Raw genomic sequence first — 22,650 nt, forward strand, 5'->3', positions numbered from 1 at the left:
GTTCCCGCGCTCCGCGTGGGAACGATCACTAACCGGATCAGGCTTCGGGATTACGGTTCCAGTACTTGAACAACGGTTCCGCCAGAAACAACACGAACAACAGCCGCATCACCTGCATCGCCGTCACCAGCGGCACCGACAGTTGCAGGGTTTCCGCCGTCAGGCTCATCTCGGCGATTCCGCCGGGCATCATGCCCAGGGTCAGCGAACGCAGATCCAGATGGGTCATTGCGCTCAGTCCCAATGCCGCCAATGTGGCGATCAACATGGTCAGCGCCGTGCCGATCAACGTACGCCCCATGAACGACGGCGCACGGCGGAAGAACTGCCGGTTGAAGTGACAGCCCAGTCCGCTGCCGATCAGCCACTGACCGATCTGACTGCCGCCATTGGGCAGGCCGATATGCAGATCCCAACCGATGCTCACCGCCGCGCTGACCAGCAACGGCCCGAACAGCCATGGATTGGGCTGGCGCAGACGTTGCCAGAGCCACGCGAGCAAGCCGCCCGCCGGAAACAGAATCGCCAGCCAGCGCCAATCGACGATGCCAGCGTGAGAAATCGGGGCACCATCGCCCAGCAGATATTTGAATGCCGCCGGCACACACAGCACCACCACCAGCACCCGCAAGCTTTGCCCCGCCGCGACATGGCTGAGCATCGCGCCGTTGCGTGCGCCGAGGTTGACCATCTCGCCGGAGCCACCGGGCATGCTGGAGAAAAACGCCGTGGCGCGATCCTCGCCGGTGCGGCGCATCAGCCACACGCCGACCACTGCCGACAGGCTGGTGACCAGCGCCCCGAAGAAGATCAGGCCGAAGTGGCTCAGCACCTGCTCCATCACCAGCGGGGTGAAGTGCAGGCCGATGCCGATCCCGACGATCCACTGGCCGCACTTGCGACCGCCAGGGATTTCGGTGAGTTGCCACGGGGTCAGGCAGCGCACCAGGATGATCGCCAGCAACGAGCCGACCATCCACGGCAGCGGCCAGCCGATCTGGCTGGCGATGAAACCGCCAAGCAGACCGACCAGCGGGGTTCCCCACCAGGTTTTGAAGGACCGATCAAACATCGGCGATTGCGCGCCGGGCGACCGAACGTTTGCGCCAGATCCGCAGCAGCGGCATCAGCAACATGATCGCGGTCAGCACCCAGACGCCGAAGGTGATCGGGCTCGACCAGAGGATTTCCAGCGCACCGTTGGAGATCGACAACGCACGACGCAGGTTCTGCTCCATCAGACCACCGAGGATGAACCCCAGCAGGACCGGCGACAGCGGGAAATCCAGCTTGCGCAGGATGTAACCGAAGATGCCGATGCCGACCATCAGGAACAGGTCGAACGTGGTGGCATGCACGGCGTACACGCCGATCCCGGTAATGATCGCGATCACCGGCACCAGCGCCCAGTTCGGCACGGCGAGGATGCGGGTGAAGATGCGGATCATCGGGATGTTCAGGATCACCAGCATGATGTTGGCGATGAACAGCGAGGCGATCAGGCCCCAGACGATGTCCGGTTGTTGCTGGAACAGTAGCGGGCCCGGAGTGATGTTGTACAGCGACAGTGCGCCGATCATCACCGCCGTGGTGCCCGAACCCGGAACACCCAGGGTCAGCATCGGCACCAGCGCGCCGCAGGCGGATGCGCCGATGGCGGTTTCCGGGGCGGCGAGACCGCGTTTGTCACCTTCACCGAATTTGCCGTCGGCACCGGCGATGCGTTTCTCGGTCATGTAGGCCACGGCACTGGCCAGGGTCGCGCCGGCGCCCGGCAATACGCCCATGATGAAGCCGAGCAGGCCGCAACGGATGTTCACCACGAACACCGACGCCGCTTCCTTGAAGTTGAACATCATCCGCCCGGTGGCTTTCACCGCTTCCTGGCCGCGATGGGTTTTCTCCAGCAGCAGAAGGATTTCGCTGATCGAGAACAGGCCCAGCACCAACACCACGAATTGAATGCCGTCGGTCAGGTGAATATTGTCGCCGGTAAAACGGTACACGCCGCTGTTGGCGTCGATGCCGACGCTGGACAGGAACAGGCCGATCAACGCTGCAATGAACGTCTTCAGTGGTCGGTCACCGGCCATGCCGCCGAGGCAGACAATCGCGAACACCATCAGTACGAAATATTCCGCCGGCCCGAAGGCAATCGCCCATTTCGCCAGCAGCGGGGCGAACAGCACCATGCCACAGGTGGCGATGAATGCACCGATGAACGAGCTCCACGCCGACAGCGACAACGCGACCCCGGCCAGACCCTGGCGGGCCATCGGGTAGCCGTCGAGGGTGGTCATCACGGTGGAGGCTTCGCCGGGAATGTTCAGCAGGATCGAACTGATCCGGCCGCCGTATTCGCAGCCCAGGTACACCGCCGCCAGCAGAATCAGCGCCGACTCCGGCGGCAGGCCAAGGGCGAAGGCGATCGGAATCAACAGTGCCACACCGTTGATCGGGCCCAGGCCCGGCAACAGGCCGACCACGGTGCCGATCAGCGTACCGGTCAGCGCGGTGACCAAGTTGTACGGGCTCAGCGCGACGCCGAAGCCCTGTCCCAAATATCCGAGCGTATCCATATCAGTTCTCCAGAACGTCAAGCAGGCCGAGGGGCAGCGGTACGTCCATCAGACGGTCGAACAGCAGGTACAGACCGATGGCCATCAGCGTGGTCACCACGATGCTGGGCAACCAGCGGCCGCCGTACAGGCGCGCCATCGGGATGCCGATCAGGCAACTGCTGAGGATGAAACCCAGCGGCTCGAACAGACCGGCGAACACCAGCAGCAACAGCACGCAGATGCTGATCTTGGTCAGGGTTTCGCGGTCCAGCGGCGGCTCGTCTTCGCTGTGTTTGATCGGTGCCGGGCGAAACACCATGTACAGCAGCGCCAGGCTCATCAGGCCGAGCATCAGCAGGGGAAACGCCCGCGGGCCGACCGGTTCGTAGGAAAATGCCGCCTGATAGGGCCAGGCCATCAGTGCCAGGCCGGCACAGGCCAGCAGCAACACCGAGGCAAAAATGCGTTGAATCAGCATGAGGAACTCCTGGGCCACGACCTCGATGCGCGAGGCCATGGCCGCTAGACAGAGACGATCACTGGATCAGGCCGAACTCTTTGGCCAGCACTTTGTAATCCGCGACTTGCTTCTTCACGTAAGTGTCCAGCTCCGGGCCGGTCATGGCGAACGGGAACAGTTCACGCTGATCGCGCAGCTTGGCGAACTCGTCGGAAGCCAGCAGTTTGTCGAAGGCACCTTTCCACCAGGCGTAGTCTTCATCGCTGACTTTCGGCCCGAGGTAGAAGCCGCGAACCACCGGCCAGACGATGTCGTAGCCTTGCTCGCGAGCGGTCGGGATGCCTTTCATTTCCGGCTCGTCGAGGCGGTTTTCAGCGAACACGGCCAGCAGGCGCATGTCACCGCTCTGGATGTGCGGCATGGAGTCGGAGATGTCGGTGCTGCCGACCTGGATGTGGCCGCCGAGCAGGGCGGTGGCGATCTCGCCGCCGCCTTCGAGGGCGACGTAACGCAGGTCGCGCGGGTTGATCCCGGCGGCTTTGGCGATCAGTGCGGTTTGCATCCAGTCCTGGCTGCCGACGGTGCCACCGGAACCGATGACCACGGCGCTCGGATCTTTCTTCAGTGCCTGAACGAGATCATCGAGGGTTTTGTAGGGCGAGTCGCTTTTCACTGCGATGGCACCATAGCTGGTGCCGACCGCCGCCAGCCAGCGCACGTTGGTTTCATCGAAACGGCCGAACTTGCCCTGTGCCAGATTCAACAGCGAACCGCTGGACCAGGCTACCAGCGTGCCCGCGTCCGCCGGGCGCTGCGCTACAACGGCGTTGTACGCCACCGCGCCGACACCGCCGGGCATGTAGGTCACGCGCATCGGTTTGGTCAGCAGCTTTTCGTTGACCAGCGCGCTTTGCGCCAGTTTGCAGGTCAGGTCGAAACCGCCGCCGGGGGAGGCCGGGGCGATGCATTCCGGACGTTTCGGTTCAGCCATCAGTTGACCGGCGAACAGCATGACGCCAGCGGCCAGAGCGACTTTACGCAGTGATAAGTTCATCTATGTCTCCTTGGGAGTTGTTGTTATGGACGTACTGAATTACCAAAGGGCAACGCTATAGCTCACCAGCAGACGCACTTCATCGGCATCGCGAGCGGAGTAGTTGGAACGGTAAGTGGCATTACGTAAACGCACGGCAACGTCCTTCAGGGCGCCGCTTTGTACTACATATTTGATCTCGGTGTTGCGCTCCCACTCTTTGCCTTCATCGCCGTTCTTGAGTTTGATGTTGTCACCGCTCAGATAGCGGCTCATGAAGCTCAGGCCGGGGATGCCAAGGCGTGCGAAGTCGAAGTCGTAGCGCGCCTGCCAGGAGCGTTCTTCAGCGCCGGCGAAGTCGTTGATCTGCACGAAGTTGACCAGGTACGGGTCGCTGCCATCGACATAGGGGAAGGCGCTGTCGCCGGACATGTGCTGATAACCGGCGGTGAACTTGTGGCCGCTCAGGGCATAACTGACCAGACCATTGAGGGAGCGGTTGTCGATCTTGCCGCCACGGGCTGCGCCCTGATCGTCACTGACGGCGAAACGCAGGTCGGTGGCGAAAGTGCCCGGGCCCATCGGCCGCGAGGCGACCAGTCCGAAGAAGTGCTGGTTGTAGACGTCATCGAGCTGGGCGAAGTGGTAGCTGCCGGTGATCTTGTCGGTGAACTTGTAGTCCACGCCGGCAAAGTCGAAGTGCTTGCCGGCGACGGTGCCGGCGAAACGGCCGTTCTTGTTGTTGAGGGCAATGTCCTCGAAATCGGTGCTGTCGCGGTCCTTGGCTTTCTCCAGGCGGCCGCCGGTGAAGGTCAGGTTCTTGATCTCTTTGGACGTCAGCAAACCACCTTCGAAAGTCTGCGGCAGGATGCGCCCGTCGTTCGGCTTGAGGATCGGCAGTTCCGGAATCAGGCTGCCGATTTTCAGTTCGGTGGCGGAGATCTTCACTTTGCCGGTCAGGCCGACCTTGGAGTATTCGTTTGCCGCGCGCCCGTCATCGTGGGTCGGCAGCAGGCCAGTGCCGGTGCGGTCCGGGCTCGAATCGAGCTTGACCCCCAACATCCCCAGTGCATCGACACCGAACCCCACGGTGCCATCGGTATAGCCCGATTGCAGATTGAGCATGAAACCCTGGGCCCACTCGTCGCGCTTGGACTGCTGGGCACTGGTGCCGTCGCGGAAGTCGCGGTTGAAATACATGTTGCGGGTTTCGAAGGTGGCGGAACTGTCTTCGATGAAATCGGCGTAGCTCATCGGTGCAAAACCGGCGAGGGCGGCGGCACTGGCAAGGGCGGTGTGGCTGAAACGGGAAGGACGGACAGGCGTAGGAGCCTTGGTCTGCAAGGACGGCATGCGGGGTGTACTCCGTTTATTGTTCTTATTGGTCGAAAACGCTTCGAGGCGTTTTTCGTATCGCTGTGTGGCAGCAGCGACGGAAGCCGAAACATTCCGTAACCCGACTCTATCGGCCAAACCTTTCGCTAACCTTTCAGCGGGTTTTAACGCGTTTTCGGGCTTCACAGCGGCGGTTGCGGCTGTAAACTCCGCGGCAAAGAATGGCGCCGGCCATCCCTGAATGAGGTAGAGATCCATGCGTGTTCTGCTCGTCGAAGACCATCTGCAACTGGCCGAAAGCGTTGCCCAGGCGCTCAAGAGCACCGGTCTGACCGTGGACGTGCTGCACGATGGCGTGGCCGCCGACCTGGCGCTGGGCAGCGAGGAATACGCGATGGCGATTCTCGATGTCGGCCTGCCGCGCATGGACGGATTCGAAGTGCTGGCGCGTCTGCGGGCCCGGGGCAAGAATCTGCCGGTGCTGATGCTGACCGCTCGCAGCGACGTCAAGGATCGGGTCCACGGACTCAACCTCGGCGCCGACGATTATCTGGCGAAGCCGTTTGAATTGACGGAGCTTGAGGCTCGGGTCAAAGCCCTGTTGCGTCGCAGTGTGCTTGGCGGCGAACGCATCCAGCGTTGTGGCGTGCTGGCCTATGACCTGGAGACCCGGCGCTTCACCCTCGGCGAAGAATTGCTCACCCTGACGTCTCGCGAACAAGCGGTGCTTGAAGCGCTGATTGCCCGCCCGGGCCGGGTGATGAGCAAGGAGCAACTGGCGTCGCAGGTGTTCGGGCTTGACGAGGAAGCCAGCCCCGACGCCATCGAAATCTACGTGCATCGCCTGCGCAAGAAGCTCGACGGTCATGCAGTGGCCATCGTGACCTTCCGTGGCCTGGGTTATCTGCTGGAAAGCCGCGATGCATAGGCCCAGCAGTCTGCGCTGGCGGTTACTGTGGAACCTCGCGCTATTGCTGGTTGTGTTGATGCTGGCCAGCGGCCTGAGCGCTTACTGGAACGGTCGCGAAGCCGCCGACACCGCTTATGACCGCACACTTCTGGCGTCGGCACGGACCATCGCCGCCGGCCTTTCGCAGCGTGACGGCAGCCTCAGTGCCGACGTGCCTTACGTGGCCCTTGATACCTTCGCCTACGACAGCGCGGGACGCATCTATTACCAGGTCAACGACATTCACCAGAAGTTGATTTCCGGCTACGAAAACCTGCCGGGCCCGCCGCCGGGGACGCCGCGAACCGACAGTTATCCGGCACTCGCGCGCTTTTACAACGCCACGTATCAGGGGCAGAACGTGCGCGTCGTCAGTCTGTTGAAAGCGGTGACCGAGCCGAACATGAACGGCATGGCGGAAATTCGCGTCGCCGAAACCGACGAAGCACGCGTCAGCATGGCCCGCAGTCTGGCGGCCGACACCTTGCTGCGATTGGGTATGTTGGCGATTGGCGCATTGTTGCTGGTGTGGTTTGCGGTCAGCGCGGCGTTGCGGCCGCTCGAGCGTTTGCGCACGGCGGTGGAAGAGCGTCAGCCCGACGATCTGCGGCCCTTGCCGTTGGTGGAGGTGCAGCACGAATTGTGGCCACTGGTGCGGGCGCTCAATCACTTCACCGAACGTCTGCGCGGGCAGTTCGAGCGGCAGGCGCAATTCATCGCCGATGCGGCCCACGAACTGCGTACGCCGCTGGCAGCGCTCAAGGCGCGTCTTGAGTTGGGCTTGCGCTCGAGCGAACCGCAAACCTGGCGCGACACGCTGGAATCATCGGCACAAAGCACCGATCGCCTGACCCATCTGGCCAACCAGTTGCTGTCGCTGGCCCGGGTGGAAAACGGCGCCCGGGCGATTGCCGAGGGCGGCGCGCAGTTGCTCGATCTGAGCCAGTTGGCCCGGGAGCTGGGCATGGCCATGGCGCCGCTGGCTCATGCGCGCGGCGTGGCGTTGGCACTGGAAGCGGACGAACCGGTCTGGCTGCGCGGCGAGCCGACGTTGCTCAACGAACTGCTGAGCAATCTGGTGGACAACGCGCTGGCCCACACGCCGTCGGGGGGCAACGTGATCTTGCGAGTGAAGTCGCCGGCGGTGCTGGAGGTTGAAGACGACGGCCCGGGCATTCCCCAGGATGAGCGTGACCGGGTGTTCGAGCGCTTCTACCGGCGCAATCAGCAGGTCGCCGGTTCCGGGCTGGGTCTGGCGATTGTCGGGGAAATCTGCCGTGCGCATCTGGCGCAGATCACGCTGCATGATGGCGAGCAGGCGGGGTTGAAGGTGCGGGTGAGTTTTATCGCGGGCTGAGACTCAGTAGAACATCGACCGCGATTCTTCCAGATCCGCGCACAACACCTTGTTGTCGATGTCGATCCCGAGCTTGCGAAAGGCCGGAACGCTGAGCGGGTCGATCCGGGCGAGGGGATGATCGCTGTCCTTGTGGCAATACAGGCTGGCCACTTGCACCAGATCCACGTAATCGACCTGGGGCGATTCGCGTTTCAGGTCCTGATACAACCCCGGCAATTCAACCAGTCGTTCCGGGAATTCCCAGACCCGTAGCAACTTGTCGCCGATCAGCGGATGAATGTGATCGATCACGTGATTGAGGCTGACGGGGTCGGACAGCAGTTCGTAATGGTCTTCGGCATAGGTCAGGATCGGCAGCACGCCAATCTGGTGCACCAGTCCGCCCAGCGCAGCCTGGTCGGGCTTGAGCTGGGTATAGCGGCGGCACAGGGCGTAGCTGACCCCGGCGATTTCCAGACTCTTGCGCCAGACTTCGCGCATTTTCTGTTCCACCACCTCGGAGCGGGCGTGGAAGATCTGCTCCATCACCAGACCGATCGCCAGGTTACTGCTGTAGTTGACGCCCAGCCGGGTGATCGCGGTGTGCAGGTCGGTGACTTCCTGGGTGGCGCGCAGCAAAGGGCTGTTGACTACTTTGATCAGGCGCGCCGAGAGCGCCGTGTCACGGCCGATCACTTTGCTCAGGTCGCTGACGCTGATATCCGGGTCTTCGGCGGCCTTGCGAATCTGCAGGGCCACTTCCGGTAACGTTGGCAGAACCAGGTCATCGTTATCGATGGCCTCAACCAAATCCTGTTGGACCTTATCCGCCAGATCACTCATGTCATTTCTCTAGGGTGTTGCAACAAATGCTGCGATCAACGCTGGATTTCGCGGTCGCGATCCAGTTCGTAAGGCAGGTCGAGCAAGTGCAGCGCCGGACCTTCGGCCGTGCCCAGATGCAAATCGCCTGCGTCGGCAGCTTCGGCCTGCAACACCGCCAGCAGTTCAATATTTTTCTCGGCGCGGGCGGCCAGCACCACTTCGCCGATGGAACTGCCGTGGCTCGGGGCGAACAGCGGGGTTCCAGGCTCCGGCAATTCACTGGCATCCAGTTGCACGCGGTACAGGCGACGCTTGAGCTTGCCCAGGTACTGCATGCGCGCAACGATTTCCTGGCCGGTGTAGCAGCCTTTTTTGAAGCTCACACCGCCGACGGCCTGCAGATTGAGCATCTGCGGGATGAACAGTTCGCGGGTGCTCGGCATGACCTGACCGATACCGGCGCGGATCTGGCCCAGCAGCCATTGATTGAGTTCGGCTTCGGTCAATTGCGCAGATAACTTGCCTTTGATGGCATCGGCCTGATCGGCTGGCGCCCAGAGTTCGGCACGGTTGGTGGAGACGCGAATCGCGATCAGCCCTTCGTGGCGAACCACGCTGTCGGTGTCCGCCGGCAGTTCCAGACCCAGGCTGCTCAGGGCTGCGTCCCCATGCTCCAGACCGAAGCGCACCCATGAGGCACTTTCGTCGGTCAGTTTCGATTTGGAAAACACCGCGTACTTTTTCAGATCCGCCAGTTGCGGTTCCAGCAGTTCGCCGGCCATCGCCAGCAGCACGCCGTCACCTTCAAGCACAATGCGGAAACTCGACTGCATCCGGCCTTTCTGCGTGCAACGGGCGCCGAGGCTGGCCCGGTCGTTACTCAGGTAATTGATATTGCAGGTCAACTGGCCTTGCAGGAATTTGCCGGCATCCGCGCCGCGAACCGCGAGAACGCCTTCATGAGACAGGGTGCAGAAAAAAGCAGAATCGGCCATGGGTCATCGCAGGGTAAATAGACTGGGGCACATCATAAGGGGGTGGTGTTGAAATGGGTAGTTCATAAAGGATCGGTGGTGCCCGACCAAAGCCGACTGTTCGCCCCGTCTCGGGCCTGTATACTTGCGGCCTATTTGAGGAGCGCTCCATGGTCGAACAAGTTGAACTGAATCGCCTCTTTTGGCACAGCCGTCGCGGCATGCTTGAGCTTGACGTGTTGCTGGTGCCGTTCGTGAAAGAGGTCTACTCGAATCTGAACGAGGTGGACCGTGCGCTGTATGTCCGCCTGCTGGAGTGCGAGGATCAGGACATGTTCGGCTGGTTCATGGAACGCAGCGAGTCCGAAGATCCGGAGCTGCAACGCATGGTTCGCATGATTCTGGATCGTGTCCAGCCCAAGTAACACGTTCGATTGCCGCTGGCAGGCCTCACGGCAATTGCTGGCGGCGTATCTCCTGGCCCAGGCGTTCGCCCTGTGCGCTTTGTTTCTGCTTGTCATCCCTTTCTGGGTCAGCCTGCTCGGTGCGATCAGCTGTCTGTGCCATGCGGCGTGGGTGTTGCCCCGGCAGATTCTGCTGAGTCATCCCAAGGCATTCTGCGGATTGCGCCGTGATGCAGATGGCTGGCAGTTGTGGAATCAGGCCGATGGCTGGCAGCCAGTGCAGTTGCGCCCGGACAGCCTGGCGCTGCCATTGATCGTGGTGCTGCGCTTTCGGTTGCGCGGTGAGCGTCGGGTCAGGTCGATCTGCGTGCCCCGGGATGCGCAGGCGGCGGATCTGCACCGACGCCTGCGTGTGCGGCTCAAGTTCAGCCGGCGTAGGTGGGCGGCACCAGAATAGTGTCGAGGGCCTCGGGCAGCAGATCCGGATAGTCGAGGGTGTAATGCAGGCCTCGGCTCTCCTTGCGCTCCATGGCCGAGCGGATCATCAGTTCCGCCACTTGTGCCAGGTTACGCAACTCGATCAGGTCGCGGCTGACTTTATAGTTGCTGTAGAACTCGTCGATTTCGTCCAGCAGCAGTCGCACGCGATGCTGTGCCCGTTGCAGGCGCTTGTTGGTGCGCACGATGCCAACGTAGTCCCACATGAAGCGCCGTAACTCGTCCCAGTTGTGCGCGATGATCACGTCTTCGTCGGAGTCGGTTACCTGGCTCGCATCCCAGGCGGGCAGGGCACGAGGGATGGCGACGTCGGACAGTTGTTCGAGAATATCCGCAGCCGCTGAACGGGCATAAACGAAGCATTCCAGCAGCGAGTTGCTGGCCATGCGGTTGGCGCCGTGCAGGCCGGTGAAGCTGGTTTCGCCGATGGCGTACAGCCCGGGTACGTCGGTGCGGCCTTGTTGGTCGACCATCACGCCGCCGCAGGTGTAGTGCGCCGCCGGAACGACCGGGATCGGCTGTCTGGTGATGTCGATGCCGAATCCGAGGCAGCGCTCGTAGACGGTCGGAAAGTGCGATGTGATGAAGGCTTCGGGTTTGTGGCTGATGTCGAGATAGACGCAATCGACACCCAGGCGCTTCATCTCATGGTCGATGGCCCGGGCGACGATGTCCCGTGGTGCCAGTTCGGCGCGCGGGTCGAAACGCTGCATGAAGCGTTCGCCGTTGGGCAACTTCAAATGTGCGCCTTCACCGCGCAGGGCTTCGGTCACCAGGAAGCTCTTGGCCTGCGGGTGATAGAGGCAGGTGGGGTGGAACTGATTGAATTCCAGGTTCGCTACCCGGCAACCCGAACGCCAGGCCATGGCGATGCCGTCGCCGCAGGCACCATCGGGGTTGCTGGTATAGAGGTAGACCTTGGCGGCACCGCCGGAAGCCAGAATCACGAATCGGGCGCCATAGGTGTCGACTTCGCCGGTCTTGCGATTGAGCACGTAGGCGCCGAGGCAGCGGTCGCCATCCAGCCCCAGGCGACGTTCGGTGATCAGATCGACGGCGACGCGCTGTTCCAGCAACTCGATGTTCGGGCGTTCTTTTGCCTGGGCCAGCAAGGTTGTGAAGATCGCGGCGCCGGTGGCGTCGGCAGCGTGGATGATGCGGCGGTGGCTGTGGCCGCCTTCGCGGGTGAGGTGAAACTCGAATCCTCCGTCTTCAGTCCCGGATTGTTCATCACGGGTGAACGGCACGCCTTGGTCGATCAGCCACTGGATCGCCTCTTTGCTGTGCTCGACGGTGAAACGTACCGCATCTTCATGGCACAGGCCGCCGCCGGCATTGAGGGTGTCATCGACGTGGGATTCGACGGTGTCTGTGTCGTCCAGCACGGCTGCGACGCCACCCTGGGCCCAATAAGTCGAACCGTTGGCGAGATCGCCCTTGCTCAGGACGGCGATGCGCAAGTGACCGGGCAGGGTCAGCGCGAGACTCAAACCGGCAGCGCCGCTGCCAATCACCAGAACATCGTGTTGAAACTGTTGGCTCATTTCAGGATTCCGCTCAATGCGACCCGGGTCGGGGTTGGCGCAAGACAGGCGGATGGGCGAGTCGAGACAGCCACACAGCCCACTAGTATATAGAGGGGTGGGGCGGCACAATAGCCGGGTGGATATGGCATTGTGAAACTACTGTGACGGTGAAATGCCGACGCTTTGTCGGAAGTTTTTTCCGCCGGTTTTGGGAAAAAGCGACTGTATCGCAGATGAAACATGCTTTTTCCGCTCACGGTTGCCCAATGTCGGCGTGGCCCGTCTATAAATATTTGGAACTTTTGCCAGAGGCCCAAGATCAATAGACAGTTGCCCGAAACAAGGGACAGTGTCGGCTTCAATGCGGAACCTGCGGTTGGGTTCTAGCCGGCGAGCCGATGAAAAGATTATTCGCGCAGCCGGTTTATCCCGCGCTGCGTTTTTCGTGCGTGCCAAATCAGAGCCCGCAGGAAACTTGCTTGGAGGGGGAGAACTTTTGCGAAAAGCCCGAGTCTATGTTTGCAAGTCCGGTCGTTTAGCCATGCAAGCTTCCTCCGAGTTTATCGAGGAGTGTTCATGCTAACCCAGGAAGAGGATCAGCAGCTGGTCGAGCGCGTTCAGCGCGGTGACAAGCGAGCTTTCGATCTGCTCGTGTTGAAGTATCAACACAAAATTCTCGGGTTGATCGTGCGTTTCGTGCACGACACCCATGAAGCCCAGGATGTTGCTCAAGAAGCCTTTATCAAGGCTTACCGGGCATTAGGAAATTTTCGCGGAGACAGTGCGTTTTATACGTGGCTTTACCGCATCGCCATCAACACGGCGAAAAACTATCTGGTTTCACGCGGCCGCCGGCCGCCGGATAGCGATGTCAGTTCCGAAGATGCAGAGTTCTATGACGGCGATCATGGCCTGAAGGATCTCGAATCTCCTGAACGCGCATTGCTGCGGGATGAGATCGAAGGCACCGTCCATCGAACCATTCAGCAACTGCCAGAAGATTTGCGCACGGCATTAACTTTGCGCGAATTCGACGGTCTGAGTTACGAGGACATCGCGAGCGTCATGCAATGTCCGGTTGGTACCGTGCGCTCCCGGATTTTCCGCGCCCGGGAGGCCATCGATAAAGCCCTGCAGCCGTTGTTGCAGGAAAACTAAAGACAGCGGCGACAGCCAAGAGAGGAACGCCATGAGTCGGGAAGCCCTGCAGGAATCGCTGTCCGCAGTGATGGATAACGAAGCGGACGAACTGGAATTGCGTCGAGTGCTCAACGCACTGGATGATGTTGAAACCCGCGAAACCTGGGCTCGTTACCAGATCGCTCGGGCAGCCATGCACAAGGATCTGCTGCTCCCACGCCTGGATCTCGCTGCGGCAGTGTCTGCTGCGCTGGAAGATGAAGCCACTCCAGCCAAAGTGTCCCGCGGTCCATGGCGCAGCCTGGGTCGTCTGGCCGTTGCAGCCTCGGTGACCGTTGCCGTTCTGGCAGGCGTTCGTCTGTATAACCATGACGAAATTGCAGGTGTCGAACTGGCGCAGCAGTCCAATCAGCCAGCGCTGGCGACTCCTCAGGTCAAGGGGCCGGCGGTACTGGCAGGCTACAATGAGAGTTCTGAAGCCACTGGTCCTATGGCCAATGGTGTGCTGCAAGGCCAGCCAGGCTGGCACGATCAGCGTTTGCCGGGTTACCTGCGTCAACATGCTCAGCAAGCCGCGCTGAAAGGTACTGAAAGCGCATTGCCTTATGCACGAGCAGCCAGTCTGGAAAACCGTTAAGGAGGATCATGCGCGCCATACCTCTACTTTCGCTTCTGCTCAGTGGCTGGTTCATCGTTCCAGCCCACGCCGATGAGGCCCAGGATTGGCTGACCCGCCTGGGCCAGGCCGAGCAGCAGCAAAGCTTCCACGGCACATTCGTTTACGAGCGTAACGGTAGTTTTTCTACCCACAGCATCTGGCATCGCGTCCAGAACGGGCAGGTTCGCGAGCGGTTGCTCCAGCTCGACGGTTCGGCACAGGAAGTCGTACGCATTGATGGGCATACTCAATGCGTCAGCGGCACGCTGATTGCGGGGCTGGGAGATTCTCCAAACTCTGCCGCTCGCCCTCTCGATCCACAGAAGCTGAAGAATTGGTATGAGCTTGCCGTGATCGGCAAGTCGCGTGTGGCCGGGCGTGATGCGGTAATCGTATCGCTGACGCCACGGGATCAGTATCGCTACGGATTTGAACTGCACCTGGACAAGGAAACGGGATTGCCACTCAAGTCGTTGCTGCTCAACGACAAGGGCCAGTTGCTCGAGCGGTTCCAGTTCACTCGGCTGGATACTGCCGAGGTTCCATCCGACAAGGATCTTCAGGCAGCCTCCGACTGCAAGCCTGTCAACCTCGAAAGTGACAAGGCTTCAGCCGTCAAGACCGCACAGGTCTGGCGATCCGACTGGTTGCCGCCGGGCTTTGAGCTCACCAGCAGTTCCTCGCACAAGGACCCAGACACCAAGACCCAGGTCAACAGCCTGCTGTATGACGATGGTCTGGCGCGTTTCTCGGTGTTCCTGGAACCACTGAACGGTGCCGTCGTCACGGATACACGGACTCAGCTGGGCCCCACGGTTGCCGTATCCCGCCGTTTGACTACGCCGCAGGGCGAGATGATGGTGACGGTGGTCGGCGAAATTCCAATCGGTACTGCCGAGCGGATTGCCTTGTCGATACGCAACGATGGCGCTGCAACCAGCAAGCAGTGAGCTGATTTCAGCAGTTTCCACTTCGTGTTCGAGACATGAAATGTTTGCTGAGCATTTTCATTTGCAAATAACCCGAAAATTTTTTATAGGTCAGAGCCTCACGGCTCTGGCCTTGTTTTGTTGTTCCCGGAACAAAAATGCCGGCCTGTAGTTCCCGGTGTTCCTTGCTCCATATCGCTTAACCCTGCTCGTCGTAACGGGAGCTGTATGTCGATACCAAGCTTGAAGTCTTATCTCTCCATTGTCGCCACCGTGCTGGTGCTCGGTCAGGCCGTTCCTGCAGTCCAGGCGGCTGATGCGGCCAGTCCGGTCAACCTGCCGGATTTCACCCAGTTGGTCGAACAGGCCTCGCCTGCGGTGGTGAACATCAGTACCACGCAAAAGCTGCCGGATCGCAAAGTGAACCAGCAGATGCCTGATCTGGAAGGCTTGCCACCGATGCTGCGCGAGTTCTTCGAACGGGGCATGCCGCCACAGCAGCGTTCGCCGCGTGGTGATCGCCAGCGTGAAGCGCAGTCGCTGGGTTCGGGCTTCATCATTTCGCCGGATGGCTACATCCTGACCAACAACCACGTGATTGCCGATGCGGACGAAATTCTCGTTCGCCTGGCCGATCGCAGTGAAATGAAAGCCAAGCTGATCGGCACTGACCCGCGATCCGACGTGGCCCTGCTGAAAATCGAAGGCAAGGATCTGCCGGTACTCAAACTCGGCAAATCCCAGGACCTGAAAGCCGGCCAGTGGGTTGTGGCGATCGGTTCGCCATTCGGCTTCGATCACACGGTGACCCAGGGTATCGTCAGCGCCGTTGGCCGCAGCCTGCCAAACGAAAACTACGTGCCGTTCATCCAGACCGACGTGCCGATCAACCCGGGCAACTCCGGTGGTCCGCTGTTCAACCTGAACGGTGAAGTGGTGGGGATCAACTCGCAGATCTACACCCGCTCCGGGGGCTTCATGGGCGTCTCCTTCGCCATCCCGATCGACGTTGCCATGGATGTATCCAACCAGCTGAAAAGCGGTGGCAAGGTCAGCCGTGGCTGGCTGGGCGTGGTCATTCAGGAAGTGAACAAGGATCTGGCCGAGTCGTTCGGTCTGGAAAAACCGGCCGGTGCGCTGGTGGCACAGATCCAGGATGACGGTCCGGCAGCCAAGGGCGGCCTGCAAGTGGGCGACGTGATCCTGAGCATGAACGGTCAGCCGATCGTCATGTCTGCTGATCTTCCTCATCTGGTCGGCGCTTTGAAGGCTGGCGCCAAGGCCAGTCTGGAAGTGATTCGTGATGGCAAGCGCAAGACTATCGATCTGACGGTCGGCGCGATTCCTGACGAAGACAAGGAGCTGGATGCCTTGCCGAAATCCGGGGCCGAGAGCAGTAGCAATCGCTTGGGTGTTTCGGTGATCGAACTGACCGCCGAACAGAAGAAAACCTACGACCTGAAAGGTGGTGTGGTCATCAAGGATGTGCAGGACGGCCCAGCCGCCCTGATCGGCCTGCAGCCAGGCGATATCATCACTCACCTGAACAACCAGGCCATCGGTTCGGCCAAGGAGTTCGGAGAGATCGCCAAAGCGCTGCCGAAGAATCGCTCCGTGTCGATGCGGGTTCTGCGTCAGGGTCGTGCCAGCTTCATTACGTTCAAGCTGGCTGAATGACCCAATAGCGGTTGAGTAAAAAAGAAACCGCCTCGAAAGAGGCGGTTTTTTTATGCCTGCAGCTTTTACCCCATCATGTCCTTGATCATGCGTTCCTGCTCCATCAGTTCGCGCTGACGAGCATCGATCCGCGACGACAGCGGGAAGTTGCTGCCAGCCTTGCGTTTGGCGAAGTCCAGTTGCTGGATGGCCTGACGATAATCACCAACCAACGCAAAGTATTCGGCACGGGCCTGGTGCAGGCCAATGATGTTGCCGGACAGGCCGCGGGTCTCCGCCACCTGATACCAGACGTCCGGATCGTCCGGCCGAGACTTCAGCAAGCCTTCCAGGGCCTTTTCCGCATCGGCGGTGCGGTTCTGTTTCAGCAACAGATCGACGCGTACCTGATTCAGCGGATAGTTGCCTGGATATTGAGTCAGCATGCGGTCGACGCGCGACTGCGCATCCGCGAGACGATTGTTGGTGATATCCAGATCGACCTGGGCGAGGTTGTAGATGATCTCGTTCGGGGACTTTTCCAGCAGCTGCTTGAGGTTTTCCCGCGCTTCATTCAACTGGCCACCCTTGATCTGGGCGATCGCCAGACCGTAACGGGCCACATCGTTTTTCGGGTTCTCGTCCAGTTGTGCCCGGAAGCGTTTGGCACCCATTCCCGGGGTTTCTTCGTAGATCAACTGTACCCGTGCGCGGATCAGTTGATAGCGCATGCTGTCCTCGATACCGCCGGGCTTGGCCTGCTCGGCACGGTTGCGGGTGTCGGCGATCCGCGATTCGGTCACCGGGTGAGTCAGCAGGAATTCCGGCGGCTTGGCGTCATAGCGGTATTGGCGCATCAGGCGTTCGAACATGGTCGGCATGGAACGAGGGTCGTAGCCGGCCTTCTCCAGGTTGAGGATGCCGATGCGATCGGCTTCCTGTTCGTTCTGGCGCGAGAAGGTCCGTTGCGACTGGATCGCCGCTGCCTGGGTACCTGCAATGGTCGCGATCCCGGCCTCGCCGCCACCCGCGGCCGCAATGACGATCCCGGCCAGCAGCGCGGCCATCATCGGCACCTGCATCCGCTGCGACGCCTCGACACCTCGGGCGAAGTGACGCTGGGACAAGTGAGCCAGTTCGTGAGCCAGTACCGAGGCATATTCGCCCTCGGTCTGGGCATTGAGGAACAGGCCGCCGTTGACCCCGACAATCCCGCCCGGAGCCGCGAAGGCGTTGAGCTGCGGGCTGTTGATCAGAATGAATTCCAGGCGTCGGTCGTTGACCTGACTGGTTTCCACCAACTTATAGACGCTGGACTCGACGTAGTCCTTGAGCTGTGGATCGTTGAGCTGTGAAACCTGGCTGCGTAGCAGCGCCAACCAGGCGCGGCCCAGTTGGTATTCCTGTTGTGGCGAGACGATGGCAGAGCTGGCGTCACCGAGTGACGGCAGGTCGTCGGCGAAGCCCGGTGAGGCGAGCAGGCAAGCGAGCGTCAGCAGGGTAGGGCGCAAAAATGTCATGCACAAAGCCTTAGTCGACAAAGACCTTACTGTAGCCGGACACCGGGCCTGCGACCAGATATTCTAGGCAGCCTGACCCTCTGAACCGGAGTAACGCATGACCGACGCTGTAGCCCACGACTGTGAACTGGACGCCAGCGGCCTGAATTGCCCGTTGCCGTTGCTCAAGGCCAAGATGGAGCTGAACAAGCTGCCCAGCGGCGCAGTGCTCAAGGTGATCGCCACTGACGCTGGCTCACAGCGCGACTTTCGCACCTTTGCCCGGTTGGCCGGTCATACGCTGCTGCGTGAAGAAGACGAGGCTGGTGTTTACCGTTACTGGTTGAAAAAAGCCTGAAATCGACAGCGTAAAAGACCTAAGGATTATTGATGTTCAAAGTGTTACGCGACTGGATTCAGCGCTACTTTTCCGATGAAGAGGCGGTGGTGCTGGCGGTGTTGTTGTTTCTTGCCTTCACCGCCGTGCTTACCCTTGGCGGAATGCTCGCGCCCGTGCTGGCCGGGATGGTACTGGCGTATCTGATGCAGGGGCTGGTGGTCACGCTTGAGCGCCTGCGCATGCCCGGTGGAGCGGCGGTGGGGCTGGTTTTTGCGCTGTTCATGGGCGTGCTGCTGTTGTTCATTGTCGTGGTGCTGCCGCTGCTCTGGCATCAATTGATCACGCTGTTCAACGAGTTGCCGGGCATGCTCGCCAAGTGGCAATCGCTACTATTGCTGCTGCCGGAGCGCTATCCGCATCTGGTGTCCGACGAGCAGGTGCTGCAAGCCATCGAAGCGGCGCGCGGCGAGATCGGCAAATTCGGCCAGTGGGCGCTGACGTTCTCGTTATCCAGCCTGCCGCTGCTGGTGAACATCATGATCTACCTGGTCCTGGTGCCGATCCTGGTGTTCTTCTTCCTGAAAGACCGGGTGATGATCGGCGAATGGGTGCGCGGTTATCTGCCCCGTGAGCGGGCGCTGATCACCCGGGTTGCCGAGGAAATGAACCGGCAGATAGCCAACTACATTCGCGGCAAGGTCATCGAGATCGTGATCTGTGGCGGGGTGACCTACATCGCCTTCGTCGCCCTCGGGCTGAACTACGCGGCACTGCTGGCGTTGCTGGTGGGGGTGTCGGTGGTGGTGCCGTACGTCGGGGCGGTAGTGGTGACGGTGCCGGTCATGCTGATTGCGTTGTTCCAGTGGGGCTGGAGCGATCAGTTTATCTATCTGATGGCGGTCTACGGGATCATCCAGACGCTGGATGGCAACGTGCTGGTGCCGTTGCTGTTCTCCGAAGCGGTCAACCTGCACCCGGTGGCGATCATCTGTGCGGTGCTGTTGTTCGGCGGGTTGTGGGGCTTCTGGGGTGTGTTCTTCGCGATTCCGCTGGCGACGCTGTTCAAAGCTGTGCTTGATGCGTGGCCGCGCAAGGAACCGGTGGTGGCGCCATTGCTTTGAAAGTAATTCGGCGCCCGCCAGGGCGCCGAAAGGATCAGGCCTTGTTCAGCGCCTGAGCAGCGGCCAGCACCGCATCCACGTGGCCCGGTACTTTCACACCGCGCCATTCCTGGCGCAGTACGCCATCCTTGTCGATCAGAAACGTGCTGCGATCCACGCCCAGGTATTCCTTGCCGTAGAGCTTTTTCAGCTTGATCACGTCGAACAGCTGGCAGACGGCTTCGTCCTTGTCACTGATCAGCTCGAACGGAAACTCCTGCTTGCACTTGAAATTCTCGTGGGACTTCAGGCTGTCGCGGGAGATACCGAAGATTTCCGTGTTGGCGGCCTTGAACGCGGCGTACTGATCGCGAAAACCCTGGCCTTCGGTGGTGCAGCCCGGGGTGCTGTCCTTCGGATAGAAGTAGATCACCACTTGCTTGCCCTTGAGGGCCGAGAGACTGACGGTCTGCCCGCTGGTGGCGGGTGCTTCGAAGTCGGCAACCGGTTGATCGATAGCTACGGCCATGAAAGCTTCCTTACATTGGGTTCTGTGGGCGCCACGGTTCGATCAGTGCGTCGAGGTTCATGGCATCGGCGAAGTCCAGGAACTGGTCGCGCAGCCAGCTGATCTGGGTGCCGGCCGGCAGGGTCACGGTGAACGTGGCGTTGAGCATGGTGCCGCCGGTCTGTGGTGCCTGATAGGTGTCGCAGGTCAGGTTTTCCAGCTCGACGTTGTGATCCATGAAGAACTGGCACAGCTCGTTGATAATGTCCGGGCGATAGGCCGACGACACGTAAGCCACATACGGCAGGGCTTGCGGACGGTTTTCCAGGGCGGCGCTGCGCACCACGTTAACCGTGAACGCATGACGTTTGGCCAGGGTCGGCAGGCTGCCTTCCAGGCGGGCCAGGGCATCCCAGCTGCCGGAAACTTCAAGCACCAGCGCGCTGCACTCGCCGTGGCGGGTCAGGCGCGAGGTGACGACCGCGCAGCGGTTTTCATGGCTGGCGCGGCACAGGACGTTGGTCAGCTCCATGGGATTGGCGCCGAGGGCACTGATGACAAGGAATTGTTCGCGAACTGTGGGGGTGGACATGCAGCATTCCTAAAGCGATGAGCGGTCGGTAGGGTGAGGGCGTTGAGTGCCGGGACATACCTGTCCTGAAGACCCGGTTCGCCTGTCGCCACGGCTCCAATAATAAGGAAGCGTAAGACGGCGACGCTGGAACGGGGTCTGGAAGACCGAAACGGGGGGCAGGAACCCGGCGCACAAGCTGATCAGTACCGATCAAAGTCTGAAGGGTAGCGAAAAGCGGCGCCAAGGGGAATGGCGGCGCAGTACTTCGCTTGTGCAAGCATCTTGGCGCCAGTACCATTACCGCTCTCTTTTTCCGGCAGGAGCGGTTTCATGATTGCGGGCAGTATGGTGGCACTGGTCACACCCATGGATGCACAAGGGCGTCTTGACTGGGACAGCCTCAGCAAACTCGTGGACTTCCATCTCAAGAACGGCACCCATGCCATTGTCGCGGTCGGTACTACCGGCGAGTCGGCAACCCTTGATGTAGAAGAACACATTGCCGTCATCAAAGCCGTGGTCAAACAGGTGGCAGGCCGCATTCCGGTCATCGCCGGTACCGGCGCCAACTCGACCCGCGAAGCCGTCGAGCTGACCCGCAATGCCAAGGAAGCCGGCGCCGATGCCTGCCTGCTGGTCGTCCCGTACTACAACAAGCCGACCCAGGAAGGCCTGTACCAGCACTTCAAGCACATCGCCGAAGCGGTTGACATCCCGCAGATCCTCTACAACGTTCCCGGCCGCACCTCCTGCGACATGCAGGCCGAGACCGTGATCCGTCTGTCCACCGTGCCGAACATCATCGGTATCAAGGAAGCCACTGGCGACCTGAAACGCGCCAAGGCAATCCTCGACGGCGTGAGCAAGGATTTCATCGTGCTGTCCGGCGATGATCCGACCGCCGTCGAACTGATCCTGCTGGGCGGCAAAGGCAACATCTCCGTCACCGCCAACGTCGCTCCGCGCGAAATGGCCGACCTGTGCGAGGCCGCGCTCAAGGGCGACGCCGAGACCGCACGGGCCATCAATGAAAAACTGATGCCGCTGCACAAGGACCTGTTCATCGAAGCCAACCCGATTCCGGTGAAATGGGCTTTGGTCGAAATGGGCCTGATGCACGAAGGCATTCGCCTGCCGCTGACCTGGCTGAGCGCTCCTTGTCATGAAACGTTGCGCTCGGCCCTGCGCCAGTGCAGCGTCCTGGTTTAATTGAGGAAGTACAACGCATGAAGCGAATGGCCGGACTTTCCGCACTTGCCTTGATTATCTCCAGCACCAGTGGCTGCGGATGGATCTGGGGCCCGGAAGGTTATTTCCGTGACCGTGGTAGCGACTACCTGGAAGCGAAACAGACTGCACCGATGCAACTGCCAGAAGGTGTCAGCACCTCCAAGCGCCTGGATCCGCTGCTGCCGATCCCGCGCAACGTCGCCGACGACACCGCTACCGGCGAATACGTGGTTCCGCGTCCTCAACCACTGTCGGCGATCGCTGATGCCAGCGACTATTCGCTGCAGAAGAGCGGTGATTCGCGTTGGGTCATGGGTCAGCATCCACCGGCCGAAGTCTGGCCAGTGGCTGTGCAGTTCTTCCAGGACAACGGTTTCCGTCTGGATGAACAGCGCCCGCAAACCGGCGAATTCACCACTACCTGGCAGCATTCCGACGAACTGTCCGCCGCCATGGCCAAGCGCCTGAGCGCCGCCGGCGTCGGTGCCGACAGCGAAACCCGCGTGCGGGTGCGCATCGAGCCGGGCGTGCAGCGCAATACCAGTGAAATCTACGTGGTCAGCGCCGAGCGTCCTGCCGGCAGCACCGCCAATGTCGATTTCACCAACCGTTCGGTCAATACCGGCCTGGACGCTGCGCTGGTCGACGACATGCTCGCGAGCATGAGCCGTACTTCCGAGAAGGGCGGTTCGGTGTCGATGCTGGCATCCCGTGATTTCGATACCCCGAGCCGTGTTGCCCTCAGCGAAGACGGCAGTGGCAACCCGGTGTTGAACGTCGGTTCCGATCTGGACCGTGCCTGGTCGAGCGTCGGTCGTGCGCTGGAGCAAGGTCAATGGCGCGTTGAAGACATCAACCGCAGCCTGGGCCTGTACTACATCAACCTGGCCGAAAAGGCCGAGAAGAAAGACGAGAAGCCTGGTTTCTTCAGCAGCCTGTTCGGCAGTGCGCCGACCAAGGAAGAAGTTGAAGCCCGTGCCGAGCGTTATCAGGTTCGCCTGAGCAAGGTTGGCGACAACGTTCAGGTCACCGTCGAGAAAAACATCAACACCGTTGCGCCAGCCGATGTGGCCCGCAAAGTGTTGAGCGTGATTCAGGACAACCTGGGCTGA

Annotated in this window: 23 protein-coding genes; 12 read left to right on the forward strand and 11 right to left on the reverse strand. The window is 60.8% G+C overall.

Going from position 1 to position 22,650, the window contains the following annotated elements:
• Positions 1-37: 37 nt before the first annotated feature.
• The 5 genes from M5B98_RS12135 to M5B98_RS12155 are packed head-to-tail and all read right to left on the reverse strand — an operon-like array spanning position 38 to position 5,407.
• Positions 38-1,072: an AbrB family transcriptional regulator gene (locus M5B98_RS12135; RefSeq protein ID WP_248742828.1), complete on the reverse strand. Its 1,035-nt coding sequence runs from the start codon at positions 1,070-1,072 to the stop codon at positions 38-40.
• Complete coding sequence (locus M5B98_RS12140) at positions 1,065-2,579, reverse strand: tripartite tricarboxylate transporter permease (RefSeq protein WP_085710226.1); 1,515 nt, start codon at positions 2,577-2,579, stop codon at positions 1,065-1,067. Before M5B98_RS12140 ends, M5B98_RS12135 begins: the two co-directional genes overlap by 8 nt.
• 1 nt (position 2,580) lies before the next feature.
• Positions 2,581-3,039, reverse strand: coding sequence for a tripartite tricarboxylate transporter TctB family protein (locus tag M5B98_RS12145; protein ID WP_114886620.1), 459 nt, complete (start codon positions 3,037-3,039; stop codon positions 2,581-2,583).
• Positions 3,040-3,097: 58 nt separating this feature from the next.
• Positions 3,098-4,075, reverse strand: a complete 978-nt coding sequence (locus tag M5B98_RS12150) for a Bug family tripartite tricarboxylate transporter substrate binding protein (protein ID WP_119428757.1) — start codon at positions 4,073-4,075, stop codon at positions 3,098-3,100.
• Positions 4,076-4,114: 39 nt separating this feature from the next.
• Complete coding sequence (locus M5B98_RS12155; protein ID WP_248742829.1) at positions 4,115-5,407, reverse strand: OprD family porin; 1,293 nt, start codon at positions 5,405-5,407, stop codon at positions 4,115-4,117.
• Between the two features lie 238 nt (positions 5,408-5,645).
• On the opposite strand from M5B98_RS12155, the gene M5B98_RS12160 reads away from it, so the two are divergent.
• Together M5B98_RS12160 and M5B98_RS12165 are read left to right on the forward strand one after the other, a co-directional pair.
• Positions 5,646-6,317 carry a response regulator gene (locus M5B98_RS12160; protein ID WP_085710230.1) on the forward strand — a complete coding sequence of 224 codons (672 nt, stop codon included), beginning with the start codon at positions 5,646-5,648 and terminating at the stop codon, positions 6,315-6,317.
• Positions 6,310-7,695 carry a sensor histidine kinase gene (locus M5B98_RS12165; protein WP_248742830.1) on the forward strand — a complete coding sequence of 462 codons (1,386 nt, stop codon included), beginning with the start codon at positions 6,310-6,312 and terminating at the stop codon, positions 7,693-7,695. Before M5B98_RS12160 ends, M5B98_RS12165 begins: the two co-directional genes overlap by 8 nt.
• Positions 7,696-7,698: 3 nt before the next feature.
• Here M5B98_RS12165 and M5B98_RS12170 read toward each other — a convergent pair whose 3' ends face one another.
• Complete coding sequence (locus M5B98_RS12170; protein ID WP_114881789.1) at positions 7,699-8,520, reverse strand: HDOD domain-containing protein; 822 nt, start codon at positions 8,518-8,520, stop codon at positions 7,699-7,701.
• Between the two features lie 35 nt (positions 8,521-8,555).
• A complete protein-coding gene (locus M5B98_RS12175) occupies positions 8,556-9,497 on the reverse strand; it encodes a YgfZ/GcvT domain-containing protein (RefSeq protein ID WP_248742831.1) in 942 nt (313 codons plus the stop codon).
• Between the two features lie 149 nt (positions 9,498-9,646).
• Here M5B98_RS12175 and M5B98_RS12180 point away from each other — a divergent pair, with 149 nt between their 5' ends.
• The gene (locus M5B98_RS12180; RefSeq protein ID WP_065257636.1) at positions 9,647-9,901 is read left to right on the forward strand and encodes a succinate dehydrogenase assembly factor 2; all 255 of its coding nucleotides are present in this window, start codon (positions 9,647-9,649) and stop codon (positions 9,899-9,901) included.
• Positions 9,885-10,337 (forward strand): protein YgfX, encoded by a 453-nt coding sequence (locus tag M5B98_RS12185; RefSeq protein ID WP_248742832.1) that lies wholly within the window; start codon positions 9,885-9,887, stop codon positions 10,335-10,337. Before M5B98_RS12180 ends, M5B98_RS12185 begins: the two co-directional genes overlap by 17 nt.
• Here M5B98_RS12185 and nadB read toward each other — a convergent pair.
• Positions 10,306-11,922, reverse strand: a complete 1,617-nt coding sequence (gene nadB / locus M5B98_RS12190; protein WP_248742833.1) for an L-aspartate oxidase — start codon at positions 11,920-11,922, stop codon at positions 10,306-10,308. The two genes, M5B98_RS12185 and nadB, sit on opposite strands and share 32 nt — an antisense overlap.
• A gap of 558 nt (positions 11,923-12,480) precedes the next feature.
• Here nadB and rpoE point away from each other — a divergent pair.
• The 4 genes from rpoE to M5B98_RS12210 all read left to right on the forward strand — a co-directional run bounded on the left by rpoE (position 12,481) and on the right by M5B98_RS12210 (position 16,308).
• Entirely contained in the window at positions 12,481-13,062 is a 582-nt protein-coding gene (rpoE, locus tag M5B98_RS12195; protein ID WP_003172477.1) for an RNA polymerase sigma factor RpoE, read from the forward strand.
• 31 nt (positions 13,063-13,093) lie between these two features.
• Entirely contained in the window at positions 13,094-13,681 is a 588-nt protein-coding gene (locus tag M5B98_RS12200) for a sigma-E factor negative regulatory protein (protein ID WP_114881793.1), read from the forward strand.
• An 8-nt stretch (positions 13,682-13,689) separates the two neighbouring features.
• Positions 13,690-14,652, forward strand: a complete 963-nt coding sequence (locus M5B98_RS12205) for a MucB/RseB C-terminal domain-containing protein (protein ID WP_248742834.1) — start codon at positions 13,690-13,692, stop codon at positions 14,650-14,652.
• A gap of 207 nt (positions 14,653-14,859) precedes the next feature.
• Positions 14,860-16,308 (forward strand): DegQ family serine endoprotease, encoded by a 1,449-nt coding sequence (locus M5B98_RS12210; RefSeq protein WP_134825788.1) that lies wholly within the window; start codon positions 14,860-14,862, stop codon positions 16,306-16,308.
• 65 nt (positions 16,309-16,373) lie between these two features.
• Here the strand turns inward: M5B98_RS12210 and M5B98_RS12215 are convergent, their stop codons facing one another.
• Complete coding sequence (locus M5B98_RS12215) at positions 16,374-17,807, reverse strand: M48 family metalloprotease (RefSeq protein WP_114881795.1); 1,434 nt, start codon at positions 17,805-17,807, stop codon at positions 16,374-16,376.
• Positions 17,808-17,904: 97 nt separating this feature from the next.
• Between M5B98_RS12215 and M5B98_RS12220 the strand changes: the two genes are divergently transcribed.
• Entirely contained in the window at positions 17,905-18,144 is a 240-nt protein-coding gene (locus M5B98_RS12220) for a sulfurtransferase TusA family protein (protein ID WP_007963279.1), read from the forward strand.
• Positions 18,145-18,176: 32 nt separating this feature from the next.
• Positions 18,177-19,247, forward strand: a complete 1,071-nt coding sequence (locus tag M5B98_RS12225; protein WP_085710240.1) for an AI-2E family transporter — start codon at positions 18,177-18,179, stop codon at positions 19,245-19,247.
• Positions 19,248-19,281: 34 nt separating this feature from the next.
• Here M5B98_RS12225 and M5B98_RS12230 read toward each other — a convergent pair whose 3' ends face one another.
• Together M5B98_RS12230 and M5B98_RS12235 are read right to left on the reverse strand one after the other, a co-directional pair.
• Positions 19,282-19,755, reverse strand: a complete 474-nt coding sequence (locus M5B98_RS12230; protein ID WP_248742835.1) for a peroxiredoxin — start codon at positions 19,753-19,755, stop codon at positions 19,282-19,284.
• A 10-nt stretch (positions 19,756-19,765) separates the two neighbouring features.
• Complete coding sequence (locus M5B98_RS12235) at positions 19,766-20,326, reverse strand: glycine cleavage system protein R (RefSeq protein ID WP_047292291.1); 561 nt, start codon at positions 20,324-20,326, stop codon at positions 19,766-19,768.
• 312 nt (positions 20,327-20,638) lie between these two features.
• Here M5B98_RS12235 and dapA point away from each other — a divergent pair, with 312 nt between their 5' ends.
• Together dapA and bamC are read left to right on the forward strand one after the other, a co-directional pair.
• Positions 20,639-21,517, forward strand: coding sequence for a 4-hydroxy-tetrahydrodipicolinate synthase (gene dapA / locus M5B98_RS12240; protein ID WP_085710243.1), 879 nt, complete (start codon positions 20,639-20,641; stop codon positions 21,515-21,517).
• A 17-nt stretch (positions 21,518-21,534) separates the two neighbouring features.
• Positions 21,535-22,650 (forward strand): outer membrane protein assembly factor BamC, encoded by a 1,116-nt coding sequence (bamC, locus tag M5B98_RS12245; protein WP_085710245.1) that lies wholly within the window; start codon positions 21,535-21,537, stop codon positions 22,648-22,650.

It is taken from the genome of Pseudomonas sp. MWU12-3088, assembly GCF_023242405.1.
GTDB lineage: Bacteria > Pseudomonadota > Gammaproteobacteria > Pseudomonadales > Pseudomonadaceae > Aquipseudomonas > Aquipseudomonas kribbensis.